12 protein-coding genes are annotated in these 15520 nt (G+C 62.2%); 7 read left to right on the plus strand and 5 right to left on the minus strand.

The genetic code is table 11. The features are described 5' to 3' along the window. Positions 1–100 precede the first annotated feature (100 nt). The 3 genes from PG897_RS18550 (at position 101) to PG897_RS18560 (ending at position 2711) form a co-directional block, all read left to right on the plus strand. Positions 101–832, plus strand: a complete 732-nt coding sequence (locus tag PG897_RS18550; protein ID WP_024942579.1) for a substrate-binding periplasmic protein — start codon at positions 101–103, stop codon at positions 830–832. A 99-nt stretch (positions 833–931) separates the two neighbouring features. Continuing rightward, positions 932–1939 carry a vitamin B12 ABC transporter permease BtuC gene (gene btuC, locus PG897_RS18555; RefSeq protein WP_042052043.1) on the plus strand — a complete coding sequence of 336 codons (1008 nt, stop codon included), beginning with the start codon at positions 932–934 and terminating at the stop codon, positions 1937–1939. Then, positions 1926–2711 carry an ATP-binding cassette domain-containing protein gene (locus PG897_RS18560; protein ID WP_192897132.1) on the plus strand — a complete coding sequence of 262 codons (786 nt, stop codon included), beginning with the start codon at positions 1926–1928 and terminating at the stop codon, positions 2709–2711. The genes btuC and PG897_RS18560 overlap by 14 nt, the downstream gene beginning before the upstream one ends. 79 nt (positions 2712–2790) lie before the next feature. Here PG897_RS18560 and PG897_RS18565 read toward each other — a convergent pair whose 3' ends face one another. Continuing rightward, positions 2791–3852, minus strand: a complete 1062-nt coding sequence (locus tag PG897_RS18565; RefSeq protein WP_005302620.1) for a 3-deoxy-7-phosphoheptulonate synthase — start codon at positions 3850–3852, stop codon at positions 2791–2793. A 156-nt stretch (positions 3853–4008) separates the two neighbouring features. Here PG897_RS18565 and PG897_RS18570 point away from each other — a divergent pair, with 156 nt between their 5' ends. After that, positions 4009–4389: a diacylglycerol kinase gene (locus PG897_RS18570; protein ID WP_010633544.1), complete on the plus strand. Its 381-nt coding sequence runs from the start codon at positions 4009–4011 to the stop codon at positions 4387–4389. A 206-nt stretch (positions 4390–4595) separates the two neighbouring features. Here PG897_RS18570 and serA read toward each other — a convergent pair whose 3' ends face one another. The 4 genes from serA to PG897_RS18590 form a co-directional block, all read right to left on the minus strand. Then, complete coding sequence (serA, locus tag PG897_RS18575; protein ID WP_005302616.1) at positions 4596–5828, minus strand: phosphoglycerate dehydrogenase; 1233 nt, start codon at positions 5826–5828, stop codon at positions 4596–4598. A gap of 360 nt (positions 5829–6188) precedes the next feature. After that, positions 6189–6842: a ribose-5-phosphate isomerase RpiA gene (gene rpiA / locus PG897_RS18580; RefSeq protein WP_017766696.1), complete on the minus strand. Its 654-nt coding sequence runs from the start codon at positions 6840–6842 to the stop codon at positions 6189–6191. Between the two features lie 184 nt (positions 6843–7026). Further along, positions 7027–7626, minus strand: a complete 600-nt coding sequence (locus tag PG897_RS18585; RefSeq protein WP_005302612.1) for a 5-formyltetrahydrofolate cyclo-ligase — start codon at positions 7624–7626, stop codon at positions 7027–7029. Positions 7627–7754: 128 nt separating this feature from the next. Beyond that, entirely contained in the window at positions 7755–9089 is a 1335-nt protein-coding gene (locus PG897_RS18590) for a Na+/H+ antiporter NhaC family protein (RefSeq protein WP_270829242.1), read from the minus strand. A gap of 310 nt (positions 9090–9399) precedes the next feature. Here PG897_RS18590 and dapB point away from each other — a divergent pair, with 310 nt between their 5' ends. From dapB to carB, 3 genes are all read left to right on the plus strand, one after another. Next, the gene (gene dapB, locus PG897_RS18595; protein WP_065017829.1) at positions 9400–10212 is read left to right on the plus strand and encodes a 4-hydroxy-tetrahydrodipicolinate reductase; all 813 of its coding nucleotides are present in this window, start codon (positions 9400–9402) and stop codon (positions 10210–10212) included. Between the two features lie 687 nt (positions 10213–10899). Next, positions 10900–12036: a glutamine-hydrolyzing carbamoyl-phosphate synthase small subunit gene (carA, locus tag PG897_RS18600; RefSeq protein WP_270829243.1), complete on the plus strand. Its 1137-nt coding sequence runs from the start codon at positions 10900–10902 to the stop codon at positions 12034–12036. Between the two features lie 16 nt (positions 12037–12052). Continuing rightward, a complete protein-coding gene (carB, locus tag PG897_RS18605; protein ID WP_201882342.1) occupies positions 12053–15289 on the plus strand; it encodes a carbamoyl-phosphate synthase large subunit in 3237 nt (1078 codons plus the stop codon). The last annotated feature ends 231 nt before the right edge of the window (positions 15290–15520 follow it).

A 15520-nucleotide genomic window follows, 5' to 3' on the forward strand; every position in this document is an offset into this window, starting at 1 on the left:
AAAATCAATCGCATTTTATCGCCGAACCATGGGTTCTCATAAGTGGGGCGGCAGGGTATTTTTAATCCATCAAGGATGAAGAGACAGAGGGTTGTACGAGATGGGCAAGACAAGCTGGGGTGTGCTTGGTCTGCTGTTTGCCTGCCAGGTGCACGGTGCGCCGACCCTGACGGTAGCCACCGATGTCTGGCCACCGTTTCGAATTGAAATGCCGGACGGTCGGCTGGGCGGACTGGACATGGATATCTTGCAGCAGTTGCAGCGGCGCAGCGGCATCCGCTTCGAAGTGAAGCAGGTCCCCTGGGGGCGGGCGCTCAAACAGATGCAGACCGGTCAGGTGGACCTGATGATCGGGCTGGCCATGACGGCGGAGCGGGCGACCTTCATCGACTATCTGCAGCCGGCCTATTACCAGTGCCGGCCCGCCTTCTATGGCAAGGGGACTGAGGTCTCGACCCTGCGCAGCTATGCCGATCTGCAGGGGCACAGGGTGGGTTACGTGCTCAATTCGGCCTATTTCGAACCGTTCGATTCCGACAGCCGGCTCGACAAGCACGGGGTGCCCACCGAGGAGCAACTGCTGCGCATGGTGCAGCGCGGCCATCTGCCCTTGATGATCGGCACCGACTGCCAGGTGGACTATGCCTTGAGTCGGGGCAAGGAGGCGGGGCTGCGCAAGGCAGCCTACCAGCCATCCCAGCCCGTGGTGCTCTATCTGGGCATGAGCAAGCGCTCCCCCCACCAGGCGCTGCAGCAACCGCTGGCGCTGGCCCTGCAGGAGCTGGTGGCAAGCGGTGACATCGCCACCCTCGCCAAGCCTTACCAGCCTTGACCTTGGGTGGTAACACGCTGTTATCATGACCTTTTCATGCTGATGCCCGGTGGCTGACGCCGCCCGGGCACGGGTCACTCTCACCTTCGGGGAGCCTCTGTGTATCTCTCTTTGCTCGCCCGCCAGCAGCGCTGGCAGCGGCGCTGGTTGCTCGGCCTGCTGCTGCTGACCCTGGCGCTGTTTCTCTTCTCCCTGATCTGGGGCGAATTCCTGCTGTTGCCCTGGCACCCCTTGGGGGAGCTCGAGCAGCGTATTCTGCTGGAGCTGCGTCTGCCGCGCGCCCTGCTGGCCCTGCTGGCGGGGGCGGCGCTCGCCTGCGGCGGCGCCGTGCTGCAGGTGATGCTGCACAACCCGGTGGCCGAACCCGGCCTGCTCGGCGTCTCGAGCGGGGCAGGACTGGCCGCCATGGTGGCGATGGCGGTGGCCAAGGCCCTCGGCGTCTATCTGCCGGGTTGGGGGTTGTCGCTGGCGGCCTTCGGCGGTGCCCTGCTGGTGACCATGCTGCTGATACGGCTGGCGCGCCGGGCCCGGCTCGGCCATGCCAGGCTGCTGCTGTTCGGGGTCGCCATCGGCATCCTCAGCAACGCCGCCATGACCTGGCTGATGTACTTTGCCGATGACGGCTCCTTGCGTGAATTCATGTTCTGGATGATGGGGAGCCTCGCCTATGGCAGCCAGCAATTCGCCTGGTGGTGGCTGCTGTTCCCGCTTGCTCTCGGCTGGCTCGGCTGGCAGGGCAAGGCGCTGCAGCAACTGCTGCTGGGAGAGACCCAGGCCCGTCTGATGGGGCTCGATGTGGACAAGATGCGGGTGCGGCTGGTGCTGGCGGTCTGCCTGCTCACCGGGATGGCGGTGGCACTGTGCGGCGTCATCGGCTTCGTCGGGCTGGTGGTGCCCCATCTGCTGCGCCTGTGTGGCGGCAGCGATCAGCGCTTCCTGCTGCCCGCCTCGGCGCTGGGGGGCGGCGCCCTGCTGCTGGCGGCCGATCTCATCGCCCGCTCCGCCCTGCGAGCGGGGGAGCTGCCCATCGGGGTCATCACCGCCTCGGTCGGCGCCCCGCTCTTCATCTATCTGTTGTTGAGGCAAGATGCCCATGCCAGCACCTGATCACCCCGGGAGCCAGCCTCCCTTGCTGGCGGCCCGCGCCCTCGCCGTCGCCAACCGGCTCGCCCCACTCGACCTTGCCTGGCAGGGTGGCCAGCTGGTGGCCCTGCTCGGCCCCAACGGCAGCGGCAAGTCGACCCTGCTCGGGGCCCTGGCCGGCCTCTTGTCGGGGCAAGGGGAGGTGCGCATCGGCGGCGAGTCGCTGGCGGACTTGAGCTGGCCGGAACTGGCGCAGCGGCGCGCCATGCTGCCTCAGCGCCAGCCCCAGCTGTTCCATATCCCGGTGTTTCAGGTGCTGAGCCTGGGGCTCGATGAGGCTCAACCTGCGGCCAGGCAGAACGAGGCTATTCAGGCGCTGTGTCAGGCGCTGGAGCTGGAAGCCTTGCTGGCGCGGGACTTCAGCCGGCTGTCTGGCGGAGAGCAGCAGCGGGTGCTGATCGCCCGCACCCTGCTGCAGGTGTGGCCGAGCCTCAACCCGGATGGCCGGATACTGCTGCTGGACGAGCCGCTGGCCGGGCTCGATCTGCACCATCAACTGGCGCTGCTGCGGCTGCTCAAGCAGCTGGCCGGGCAGGGGCTGCTGGTGGTGCTCGCCATCCACGACATCAACCTGGCCATCGACTGGGCCGATCGCCTGCTCTGTCTGCAACAGGGCCGGGTGGTACGGGAGGGGGGCGTCGAGCTGGTGGACGAGGCGCTGCTGGCGCAGGTATTCCAGATCAAGACCGAGCGCATCGAGGCGGGCGGCCGGGTCTGGTTTATGCCCAGTTTGTAGGAGCGGGGCGCGGCCTAGTCGGCTGCCCAAGAAAAAGGGGCCAGTATCGAACATACTGGCCCCTTTGCTTGTTGGCTGTTCAGCCCAGCTTGTGCAGGCGCACCTGGGCGGCCTCGGCCAGCATGGCCAGCAGGGTTTCGGTGTCGCTCCAGGAGAGGCAGGCATCGGTGATGCTCTGGCCGAAGGTGGCGGCGCAGCCGTTCTCCACATCCTGCCGTCCTTCCACCAGGAAACTCTCGGCCATGATGCCGGCGATGCCGGTGCGACCGCGGCGCAACTGATCGCAGATGTCCTGCGCCACCAGCAGCTGGCGACGGTGATCCTTCATGCTGTTGCCGTGGCTGAAATCCACCACCAGCCGCTCGGGCAGGCCGACGTCGGCCAGCGCTTCACACGCTTCATCGATGCTGGCGGTGTCGTAGTTGGGTCTGTGGCCGCCGCGCAGGATCACGTGGCCATAGGGGTTGCCGGCGGTGCGGTAGATGGTCATCTTGCCGTCCTTGTCCGGGGAGTAGAAGATGTGGCTGTGACGGGCGGCGCGCACCGCATCGATGGCGATGCGGGTGTTGCCGTCGGTGCCGTTCTTGAAGCCGACCGGGCAGGAGAGGGCGGAGGCCATCTCGCGGTGCACCTGGGATTCTGTGGTGCGTGCGCCGATGGCACCCCAGGTGATGAGGTCGCTGATGTACTGGCCGGTCACCATGTCGAGGAACTCGGTGGCGGTGGGCATGCCGAGGGCGTTGATGTCCACCAGCAGCTTGCGGGCCAGTTTCAGCCCTTCGTTGACGTCGAAACTGCCATCGAGGCGCGGATCATTGATGAGGCCTTTCCAGCCGACGATGGTGCGCGGCTTCTCGAAATAGGTGCGCATCACGATGCACAGGCTCTCTTTATACTGCTGGCGCAGGGCATTGAGGCGCAGGGCGTACTCGTGGGCGGCGGCCGGATCGTGAATGGAACAGGGACCGACGATGACCAGCAGGCGCTGATCCTCACCGGCCAGGATCGCTTCCACTTCGCGGCGGGCATCCAGCAGGTTCTGGGCTACGGTGTCGCTTAACGGGAAGGCGTGCGCCAGCTCGCTGGGAGTGATCAGGGACTCCAGGCGACGGGTGCGCAATTCATCGGTGTGAATGGACATACGACTCGATTCTCGAAATGGGTGGCGTGGGCAGTAGCAATGACTGAGTGCCAGAAAAGGCAAAGGGATAAAATAAAGCAAAAAACCCCTGATGGAAACCTCGAGGGGCTCTGATAGGATGTGAGCCCCAAAACGATTCCAAATGAGGTAGATAGCGTGGCAAAGCCAGGGGCAACCGGGGTCACCCGCATCATCAATGCAACCGGTTACAGCATGAAGGGGCTCAAGTCAGCCTGGATCAACGAGGCCGCCTTCCGGCAGGAGCTGATGCTGATCCTGCTGCTGATGCCGCTGGCGTTCTGGATCGGTGACTCCCTCGATCAGATCCTGCTGCTCATCTGCATCAGCTGGCTGGTGGTGATCGTCGAGGTGCTCAACTCCGCGGTCGAGGCGGTGGTGGATCGCATCGGCTCCGAACATCACGAGCTCTCCGGTCGCGCCAAGGATCTGGGCTCCGCCGCCGTCTTCATCGCGCTGGCCCTGAACGCCCTGGTGTGGGGCGCCCTGGTAGGCCGCAACCTGCTGGGTTGGTGGTAAGCCGGGCCTCATTTTCTGTCGCGTTTTTTCCTGCTCTCTTTGCAAGAGGGCCGGATCAGGGTGGTTTCATCTCCCCCTCATCCCCAACCCTTCTCCCGCGAGGGGAGAAGAGGGCAAGGCGCAACGACGCAGATCTGTGTTGAGTATTGCATCATAAAAAAGCCCGTCGTTGCGACGGGCTTTTTGCTGGACGGCTGTGAGGCTGATCAGTGCAGGATACGGGCACGGATGGTGCCACCGATCTCCTTGAGCTTGGCCAGCGCCTTCTCGCTGTGTTCGGTCTCCACGTCGATCACCACGTAGCCGATATGGCTGCTGGTCTGCAGGTATTGGCCGGCGATGTTGATCCCCTCGTCGGCGAAGATCTGGTTGATCTGGTTCATCACGCCGGGCTGGTTGCGGTGAATGTGCAGCAGGCGGCTGGAGCCCTTGTGACCCGGCAGGGAGACTTCCGGGAAGTTGACAGCGGAGAGGGTAGAGCCGTTGTCGGAGTATTTGACCAGCTTGTTGGCCACTTCCAGCCCGATGTTCTCCTGGGCCTCCTGGGTGGAGCCGCCGATGTGCGGGGTCAGGATCACGTTGTCCAGCCCGCGCAGCGGGGTGAGGAACTCCTCGTCGTTGGACTTTGGCTCGACCGGGAAGACGTCGATGGCGGCGCCGGCGAGGTGGCCGCTCTTGATGACGTCGGCCAGGGCATCGATGTCCACCACTGTGCCGCGGGAGGCGTTGATGAAGATGGCGCCCGGTTTCATCATGCGCAGTTGCTCGGCACCGATGAGATCCTTGGTGGAGGCGGTCTCAGGCACGTGCAGGCTGATGACGTCGGACATGTTGAGCAGCTCGACCATGCTTGGCACCTGGATGGCGTTGCCCAAGGAGAGCTTGTTCTCGATGTCGTAGTAGTAGACCTTCATGCCGATGCTCTCGGCGATGATGCCAAGCTGGGTGCCGATGTGGCCGTAGCCGATGATGCCGAGCTTCTTGCCACGGGCTTCCACTGAACGGTTGGCCAGCTTTTCCCACACACCGCGATGGCACTTGGCGTTCTTCTCCGGGATGCCGCGCAGCAGCAGCAGGATCTCCCCCAGCACCAGTTCGGCCACCGAGCGGGTGTTGGAGAAGGGGGCGTTGAACACCGGGATGCCACGCAGGTGGGCGGCATCCAGGGAGACCTGGTTGGTGCCGATGCAGAAACAGCCGATGGCCACCAGCTTGTTGGCGGCATCCAGCACCTTCTCGGTGATCTGGGTGCGCGAGCGCAGCCCCACGAAATGCACGTCACGAATACGCTCGATCAGCTCTTCTTCGGAGAGAGAGGTCTTCAGATACTCCACACTGGTGTAACCTGCGGCACGAAAGGTTTCCACTGTGTTGGGGTGAACCCCCTCCAGCAGCAGCACCTTGATTTTATCCTTGTCCAGTGAAAACTTGGCGGTCATGACGATCCCTCTATGTTTGCAAAAGTGAGTGCAGATATGGTGTGTGAAGAAAACCGTAAAGTAGCAAAAACGTTGGGGAGAGGGAATATTTGTGACGAAAGTCAAATTCTTTGAAGTTTTCAACGATAGTTGTAAACGAGGGTTTGCAACTCATTGAGCAACAAATAAAAACGGCGCCATGGGGCGCCGTCTTGCATTGCGAAGGGATCATGGGTGACCTGATCCTGTCCATCGGAGGTCAGCTGATGATCACGCCGTCCGGGGTGCCGATCACCACCACGTCAGCCCCGCGGTGGGCAAACAGACCGTTGGTGACGGTGCCTACCATGATGCCGTTGAGCTGCGTTTTGGCAGACAACCTTATTGGGTGATGACCCCGTCGGGAGTACCTATCACCACCACGTCTGCCCCGCGGTGGGCGAACAGGCCGTTGGTGACGGTGCCGACGATGGCATTGAGCTGCACTTCCAGCCCCTTGGCATCGGTGATGGCCATGCCTTTCACGTCCAGGATGTGGTTGCCGTTGTCGGTGACCACCCCTTCACGCCAGACCGGGTTGCCGCCGAGCTTCTTGATCTCGCGGGCCACGTATTCGCGGGCCATGGGGATCACTTCCACCGGCAGCGGGAAGGTGCCGAGCACGTCGACCGTCTTGGTGTTGTCGATGATGCAGATGAACTTGTCGGCCACGGCGGCGACGATCTTCTCGCGGGTCAGGGCCGCGCCGCCGCCCTTGATCATGTCGCGGGTGCCGTTGATCTCGTCGGCACCGTCCACGTAGACGGAGAGGGCGTCGATCTCGTTGAGGTCATACACAGGGATGCCGAAGCCCTTGAGGCGTTCGGTGGAGGCCACGGAGCTGGATACCGCTCCCTTGATCTCGTCCTTCATGGTCGCCAGTGCATCGATGAAGTGGTTGACGGTAGAGCCGGTGCCTACCCCGACGATGGTGCCGGGAACCACATACTTGAGCGCAGCCCAACCGGCCGCCTTCTTCATTTCATCTTGAGTCATGATCGATCCTTTGGAAAAAAGCGGCCGCATTATATCCAAGGCGCCACCCCAGAGCGACCACCCAGCTCACGTTCCGGGCCAAAAACCCGCAAGATGTAAATCGTTTGCCTGTTTATTGCGCCATGTCATTGCACCATGGCTGTGTCAGCAAGAGCCGATCAGTGCGGCAAGGCAGCTTCTGGCCTCAGTCGGGAAAGTGCCAGCAGCGGCTGGGGGTGATGATCTGGGGCAGCGGTACGTCCCACTCCTCCTGCGGCACCGCGTCTACCTGCTGGCAGTCGTGGGCAATCCCCAGCGGCTTGGGACCGAGCCTGTGTTCGTGCCAGCAGGCGAGGGTGCGATCGTAGTAGCCACCGCCCATGCCGAGCCGGTTGCCTGCCGCGTCGAACGCCACCAGCGGCGTGCAAATCAGATCGAGGGTGCTGTGGGGCACCACCTGCTGCATGTCGAGCTCAGGTTCGGCGATGCCGTAACGGTTGCGGGTCATGGGACTGGTAGCGGTGTAGCGCAAGAAGAGCAGGTGGCCCGGGGTGAAGGGGTGCAACACCGGCAGATAGACCTCTTTTTGCTGGGCCCACAGCCAGTGGATGGCGGGCAGGGGGTTGAGCTCGCCGTCGTTGGCCAGATAGAGGGCGATACGTTTGGCCGCCAGGATCTCGGGATGCTGCTTGAACTGGGCAACCAGCTGCTGGGCCGCCTGCTGCTGCTCGGCCTGGGTCAGGCTCTTTCTGCGCTGACGGATGAGCTGGCGCAGGGATTGTCTTTCAGGCTGGGTATCCGGCATGGGGGCTCCTCTGATGAACGGGCGACGGGGCGATACGTGGATCGCGCTGGCAGGCGATCACCTTAACAAGGCCGCGCCGGGTTGAACAGCGCGGCTCGGCCGCCGGGTGGGACCCGGCGGCCGCACTATCAGGCGTGGGCGGTTTTGCGCATCTGGTGCTTGACGAACACCGCCACCAGGGCGGCCAGCGCCAGCGCCATGGGGTAGAAGCTCATGCTCACCACCGCCAGCGGCGAGAGGGCGAAGATGGAGCCCAGCAGCAGCGCCTGGGCGCCCCAGGGGATGAGCCCCTGCACCACGCAGGAGAAGATGTCGAGCATGGAGGCGGCGCGGCGCGGGGTGACCCCGTGGTGATCCGCCAGATCCTTGGCCACCTTGCTGGCGACGATAATGGCCACCGTGTTGTTGGCGGTGCAGAGGTTGGTGAGGCCCACCACCCCGGCGATGCCGAGCTCGGCCGCCTTCTCGTTCTGCTCGCCGTCGTGCTGACGGGTGAAGCGGGCGATGAGGGCGCTGATGCGGGTGCTGATCCAGGCCAGTCCCCCCTGGCGTTCCATCAGGGCGCCGAGGCCGCCGATCAGCATGGAGAGCAGGAAGATCTCCTGCATGCCGGTGAAGCCCTGATAGATGTCCTTGCTGAACTGGCCGAGGGGGTAATCCCCCAGCAGACCGACCCCGCCAGCGGCCACAATGCCGAGCCCCAGCACCATAAAGACGTTCATGCCAGAGAGGGCCAGTACCAGGATCAGCAGGTAGGGCATCACCTTGAGCAGCTCGATATGGGCCTCGGTGGCGGGAGCATCCCCGACCGACCCCAGGGTCAGATAAAGCAGGATCACCCCGATGGCGGCCGGGGCGGCAATCTTGAAGTTCTCGCGAAACTTGTCATTCATCTCGCAGCCCTGGCTGCGGGTGGCCGCAATGGTGGTGTCGGAGATGATGGAGAGGTTGTCGCCAAACATGGCGCCGGAGAGGATGGTGCCCGCCATCAGCACAGGATCGATGCCGGCGGCCTGGGCCACGCCGAGCGCCACCGGTGCCACGGCGCCTATGGTGCCCATGGAGGTGCCCATGGCGGTGGCGATGAAGGCGGAGATGAGGAACAGCCCAGGCAGCAGGAACCAGCCGGGGATGAGGGAGAGGCCGAGTGCGACCGTGGCATCCACCCCGCCGGTGGCCTTGGCCACGGTGGCGAAGGCGCCTGCCAGCAGATAGATGAGGCACATCGCCATGATGTTGCTGTCACCAACCCCCTTGAAGAAGGTCTCGAGGTTCTTGTTGAACCCCTCCTTGCCCAGCACCAGCGCCAGCATGACGGCGGGGAGGGCGGCGACGGGGGCGGGCAGCTGATAGAAGGCGAACTCGACCCCCTGCAGGGTCAGCCAGGTGCCGGTACCGATAAAGAGAGCAAGAAAGACCAGCAGAGGCAGCAGGGCTCTGGCGCTGGGTTGAGTCTGGATCATGTGTTCCTCGATGGTTGTACATGACCTCCCTGTCTCAGCCAGCCCGCAGTGGGGTGAGCGTGGCGGGCATCCTGCCGCTATGGGGTGCCTACAGTAGTGAGTCGCGCCCGCCCGGTCAAGATAGACGTCCAGATGGATGCTGCTTTTTGTCTGGTGATTTTGTTGAATTGATTAAATCCGTGAAATATTCGGATTTCGTTGAATATATTGTTGATTTTTCGGGTGGCCAACGACGGCCACGGCGGGCTTTTCAAAGCGGGCGCAGGCTGGTAAAACGGTCTCTTTCCTTAATAGAGATGAGAGGGTGGAGATGGACAATCCGATCCGTGTGGCCGTGATGGGCTGTAATGGTCGTATGGGCAAGGTGCTGCTGGAGGCGATCAGCCATGCCGAGGGCGTGGTGGTCGGGGCGGCGCTGGAGCGACCGGGCTCCGCCGTGATCGGGCTGGATGCCGGCGAACTCAACGGGCTGGGTCGGCTCGGTGTCATCATCAGCGACAGCCTGGACAAGGTACGGGACGAGTTTGATCTCATCATCGACTTCACCCGTCCCGAGGTGACCTTGGCCAACCTGGCTTTCGCCCGGGCCCACCACAAGCAGATGGTGATCGGCACCACCGGTTTTGACGACGCGGGCAAGGCAGCGCTTCAGGCTGCCGCCGGCGAGATCGGCATCGTCTTCGCCTCCAACTACTCGGTGGGCGTCAACCTGGTGTTCAAGCTGCTGGAGCAGGCCGCCAGGGTGATGGGGGATTACACCGACATCGAGATCATCGAGGGGCACCACAGACACAAGGTGGATGCACCGTCCGGCACCGCGCTCTCCATGGGCGAGGTGGTGGCCAAGACGCTGGGACGCGATTTGAAAGAGTGTGCCGTTTACGGCCGCGAGGGGATCACCGGCGAGCGAGATCGCAATACCATCGGCTTTGCCACCATTCGCGCCGGCGATCTGGTGGGGGAGCACACCGTCATGTTTGCCGACATCGGCGAGCGGGTGGAGATCAGCCACAAGGCTTCCAGCCGCCTCACCTTCGCCAACGGTGCGGTGCGCGCCGGCAAGTGGCTCAAGGGGCAGGGCGCCGGCCTCTATGACATGCAGGACGTGCTCGGCCTCAAGTAACCACATCCACTGACATCACGGCCCCCGTGGTGTGCACGAAGGGGCTGCCCGGCCCGTCGTCTGCTCAAAACCCCGCTCATGCGGGGTTTTTTATTGGTGATTTTGTATAAATACCGCTTACACGGTGATTTTTGCACGAAACGAGATAAATCGCCCCTCTCTGCTGTTTTACCGGATCCTGCATTGCATGAATGTCATCGGCTGGTAACGAAAATGGGCCTCAATAGCCCCTGCCAGGGCATTTTTTTACATCCATCAAAACAGACTAAAAATTCAAAAACAGAAAAACGTTTTCCATTTTTCAAGGCCACTCATCCTCCATAAAAAAGCTGATTGCAGACGTTGAGATTTTTTATATGAAACTTCATTGTATTGTTTTTTAAGGATTAAAAATTGGTTTTTGTATCAATGATGGTCTCTTGGTCTGGATTGACAGCAACTTTTGCCTTTTCTTTTCAGGGAGGGGGTTGCAAAGCAATGAAGTGCATAGATAATGGGTAATGTTGCTTGTTTATTGAATTTAGATGCATTTCGAATGAGAAAAGACGTTGAAATGCGATCGTTTTTAAGTAGAATGCGCCCAATTTGCCAGAAATCTGCCGGGTTCGAGTCCTGTCCAAGGCCGGAACCGAGCCCGCAACACCCAGGTAAATTGCTGAATTTAAAGCTAAATAACTGGAGGTTGTCTTGAATCACACTGCATTGCTAGTGCTGGAAGATGGAACTGTGTTCAAAGGCGTGTCGATAGGCGCCGAGGGATGTTCCGTTGGTGAAGTGGTTTTCAATACGTCGATGACGGGCTATCAGGAAATCCTCACCGATCCCTCTTATTCCCGTCAGATAGTCACCCTCACTTACCCCCATATAGGCAACACCGGCATCAACAGCGAAGATGAAGAGTCCAGTCAAATCCACGCTCAGGGATTGATCATCCGGGACCTTCCGATACTTGCCTCCAATTTCCGCAATCAGCAATCCCTCTCCGATTACCTCAAGTCCCACAACATCGTTGGCATCGCCGACATCGACACCCGCAAACTGACCCGCATCCTGCGCGAGAAAGGCGCCCAGGCCGGCTGCATTCTGGCCGGGAAACAGGTTGATGAAGCCTATGCCCTCGAACAGGCGCGCGCCTTCCCCGGTCTGAAGGGGATGGACCTGGCCAAAGAGGTCACGGTTGGCGAGGCGTACAACTGGACCGAAGGCAGCTGGCAGCTTGGCAAGGGGCACGTCACCCCGGATGCCGACCAGCTCAAATACCACGTGGTGGCCTACGACTTTGGCGTCAAGCGCAACATCCTGCGCATGCTGGTGGACCGCGGCTGCCGCCTGACCGTGGTGCCGGCCAAGACCCCGGCTGCCGAGGTACTGGCGCTGAACCCGGATGGCATCTTCCTCTCCAACGGCCCAGGTGACCCCGAGCCGTGCGACTACGCCATCGAGGCCATCAAGACCTTCCTTGATACCAACACCCCGGTGTTTGGCATCTGCCTGGGTCACCAGCTGCTGGGTCTCGCCTCCGGTGCCAAGACCGTCAAGATGAAGTTCGGCCACCACGGTGCCAACCATCCGGTGAAGAGCCTGGACGACAACACAGTGATGATCACCGCCCAGAACCACGGCTTCGCGGTGGACGAGAACAGCCTGCCGGAGTGCCTGCGCGCTACCCACGTCTCCCTGTTCGACGGGTCCCTGCAGGGCATCCATCGCACCGACCGTCCGGCCTTCAGCTTCCAGGGTCACCCCGAAGCGAGCCCGGGCCCGCACGACTGTGCCGGTCTGTTCGACCACTTTATTGAATTGATTAAGCAGTATCGCGCCTAAGAGGATAAAGAGAGCCATGCCAAAACGTAACGACCTTCAGAGCATCCTGATCCTCGGCGCCGGCCCCATCGTCATCGGCCAGGCCTGCGAATTCGACTACTCCGGCGCCCAGGCCTGCAAGGCCCTGCGCGAGGAGGGCTACCGCGTCATCCTGGTGAACTCCAACCCGGCCACCATCATGACCGACCCGGAGATGGCCGACGCCACCTACATCGAGCCCATCACCTGGGAAGTGGTGCGCGAGATCATCAAGAAAGAGCGTCCGGACGCCATCCTGCCCACCATGGGCGGTCAGACCGCACTGAATTGCGCGCTGGATCTGGAGAAGCACGGCGTGTTGGCCGAATTCGGCGTCGAGATGATCGGTGCCACCGCCGACGCCATCGACAAGGCCGAAGACCGCTCCCGCTTTGACAAGGCCATGCGCAGCATCGGCCTGGAGTGCCCGCGCGCCGGCATCGCCCACAACATGGAAGAAGCCTGGAAAGTGCAGGCCGAAGTGGGCTTCCCCTGCATCATCCGCCCCTCCTTCACCATGGGTGGCTCCGGTGGCGGTATCGCCTACAACACCGAAGAGTTCGTCGAGATCTGCGAGCGCGGTCTGGATCTGTCGCCGACCAAGGAGCTGCTCATCGACGAGTCGCTGATCGGCTGGAAAGAGTACGAGATGGAGGTGGTGCGGGATCGCAACGACAACTGCATCATCGTCTGCGCCATCGAGAACTTCGACCCCATGGGCATCCACACCGGTGACTCCATCACGGTCGCGCCAGCCCAGACGCTGACTGACAAGGAGTACCAGATCATGCGCAACGCCTCCATGGCGGTGCTGCGCGAGATCGGTGTCGAGACCGGTGGCTCCAACGTCCAGTTTGGCATCAACCCCAAAGACGGCCGCATGGTCATCATCGAGATGAACCCGCGGGTGTCTCGCTCCTCTGCACTGGCCTCCAAGGCGACCGGCTTCCCCATCGCCAAGATCGCCGCCAAGCTCGCCATCGGTTACACCCTGGACGAGCTGATGAACGACATCACCGGCGGTCGCACTCCGGCCTCTTTCGAGCCGGCCATCGACTACGTGGTCACCAAGGTGCCGCGCTTCAACTTCGAGAAGTTCGCCGGCGCCAACGACCGTCTGACCACCCAGATGAAGTCCGTCGGTGAAGTGATGGCCATCGGCCGCAACTTCCAGGAATCCCTGCACAAGGCCCTGCGTGGCCTCGAGACCGGCAAGACCGGCTTCGATCCCATGCTGGATCTCAACGCCCCTGACGCCCTGACCCGCATCCGCCACGAGCTGCAGGATGCCGGCAGCGATCGCATCTTCTACATCGCCGACGCCTTCCGCGCCGGTCTCTCCATGGACGGCGTGTTCCGCCTGACCAAGATTGACCCTTGGTTCCTGGTGCAGATTGAAGAGCTGGTGAAGCTGGAAGAGCAGGTGAAGGAGCGCGGCATGGCGGGCCTTGATGCCGACTTCCTGCGCAGCCTTAAGCGCAAGGGCTTCGCCGATGCCCGTCTGGCCAAGATCCTCGGCGTGGCCGAAGGTGAAGTGCGTAAATTGCGCGCCCGCCACAACATCTTCCCGGTCTACAAGCGGGTCGATACCTGCGCGGCCGAGTTCGCCACCAACACCGCCTACATGTACTCCAGCTATGACGAGGAGTGCGAGGCCAACCCCACCAACCGCGACAAGATCATGGTCATCGGTGGCGGCCCGAACCGTATCGGCCAGGGTATCGAGTTTGACTACTGCTGCGTACACGCGGCGCTGGCCCTGCGCGAAGACGGTTACGAGACCATCATGGTCAACTGCAACCCGGAAACCGTCTCCACCGACTACGACACCTCGGACCGCCTCTACTTCGAGCCGGTCACCCTGGAAGACGTGCTGGAGATCGTGCGGGTCGAGCAGCCCAAGGGCGTCATCGTCCAGTACGGTGGCCAGACTCCGCTCAAGCTTGCGCGAGCATTGGAAGCCAACGGCGTGCCGGTGATTGGCACCAGCCCCGATGCCATCGACCGCGCCGAAGACCGCGAGCGCTTCCAGTCTGCCGTGGAGCGTCTGGGGCTCAAGCAGCCGGAAAACGGCACCGTCACCGCGCTGGAGCAGGCGGTGCTGACCGCCGAGCGCATCACCTACCCGCTGGTGGTTCGTCCCTCCTACGTGCTGGGTGGCCGCGCCATGGAGATCGTCTATGACGAGCAGGACCTGCGTCGCTACTTCGCCGAGGCGGTGAGCGTCTCCAACGAATCGCCAGTACTGCTGGACCGCTTCCTGGACGACGCCACCGAGGTGGACGTGGACGCCATCTGCGACGGCGTGGACGTGGTCATCGGCGGCATCATGGAGCACATCGAACAGGCCGGCATCCACTCCGGTGACTCCGCCTGCTCCCTGCCGCCCTACACCTTGTCCAAGGCCATTCAGGACGAGATGCGCGAGCAGGTGCGCAAACTGGCGCTGGAGCTTGGCGTAGTGGGCCTGATGAACGTGCAGTTCGCGGTGAAAGACAACGAGATCTACCTCATCGAGGTGAACCCCCGTGCCGCCCGTACCGTACCGTTCGTCTCCAAGGCCACCGGCGCGCCGCTGGCCAAGATTGCCGCCCGCGTCATGGCCGGTCAGAGCCTGAAAGAACAGGGCTTCACCAGCGAGATCATCCCGCCCTACTACTCGGTGAAAGAGGTAGTGCTGCCGTTCGCCAAGTTCCCGGGTGTGGATCCGCTGCTGGGCCCGGAGATGCGCTCTACCGGTGAAGTGATGGGGGTGGGCAGCAGCTTTGCCGAGGCCTATGCCAAGGCGCAGCTGGGTGCCGGTCACCAGGTGCCGCGCGAAGGTCGCGCCCTGCTCTCCGTGCGCCACGGCGACAAGGAGCGGGTGGTCAACCTGGCCGCCAAGCTGCTGGAGTTGGGCTATGACCTCGACGCTACTCACGGCACTGCGGTGACCCTGGGTGAGGCGAGCATCAACCCGCGCCTGGTCAACAAGGTGCACGAGGGCCGTCCGCACATTCTGGATCGCATCAAGAATGGCGAGTACACCTACATCGTCAACACCGCCGAGGGCCGCCGCGCCATCGAGGACTCCAAGCAGCTGCGCCGTGGCGCCCTGCAGCACAAGGTGGCTTACACCACCACGCTGCACGCGGCGTTCGCCACCTGCATGGCCATCACAGTCGATGCTACCGCCAACGTGAGCTCGGTGCAGGAGCTGCACCAGAAGGTCGAGAGCCAGCTGAAGAGCCGCTAAGAGCGCGTGATGAAGGAGGGACGCCTCCTTCGTGACCCGATAAAACCCCGCCAGCGATGGCGGGGTTTTTTATTGGCCGAAGGCTGCGGGACAGAGGGGAAAATGCCTGGTCAGGGAACTTGAGGGAGATAGTCACTCAATCATCAGATAAAACATCACAATGATTGTGCAATAGATGTATTTCACCGCGCTCTTTGCAATCTCTCACCCGCATCGCCTCTCTATACTGGG

The organism is Aeromonas sp. QDB20 (assembly GCF_027707805.1).
In the GTDB taxonomy this organism is placed as follows: Bacteria; Pseudomonadota; Gammaproteobacteria; order Enterobacterales; family Aeromonadaceae; genus Aeromonas; species Aeromonas dhakensis.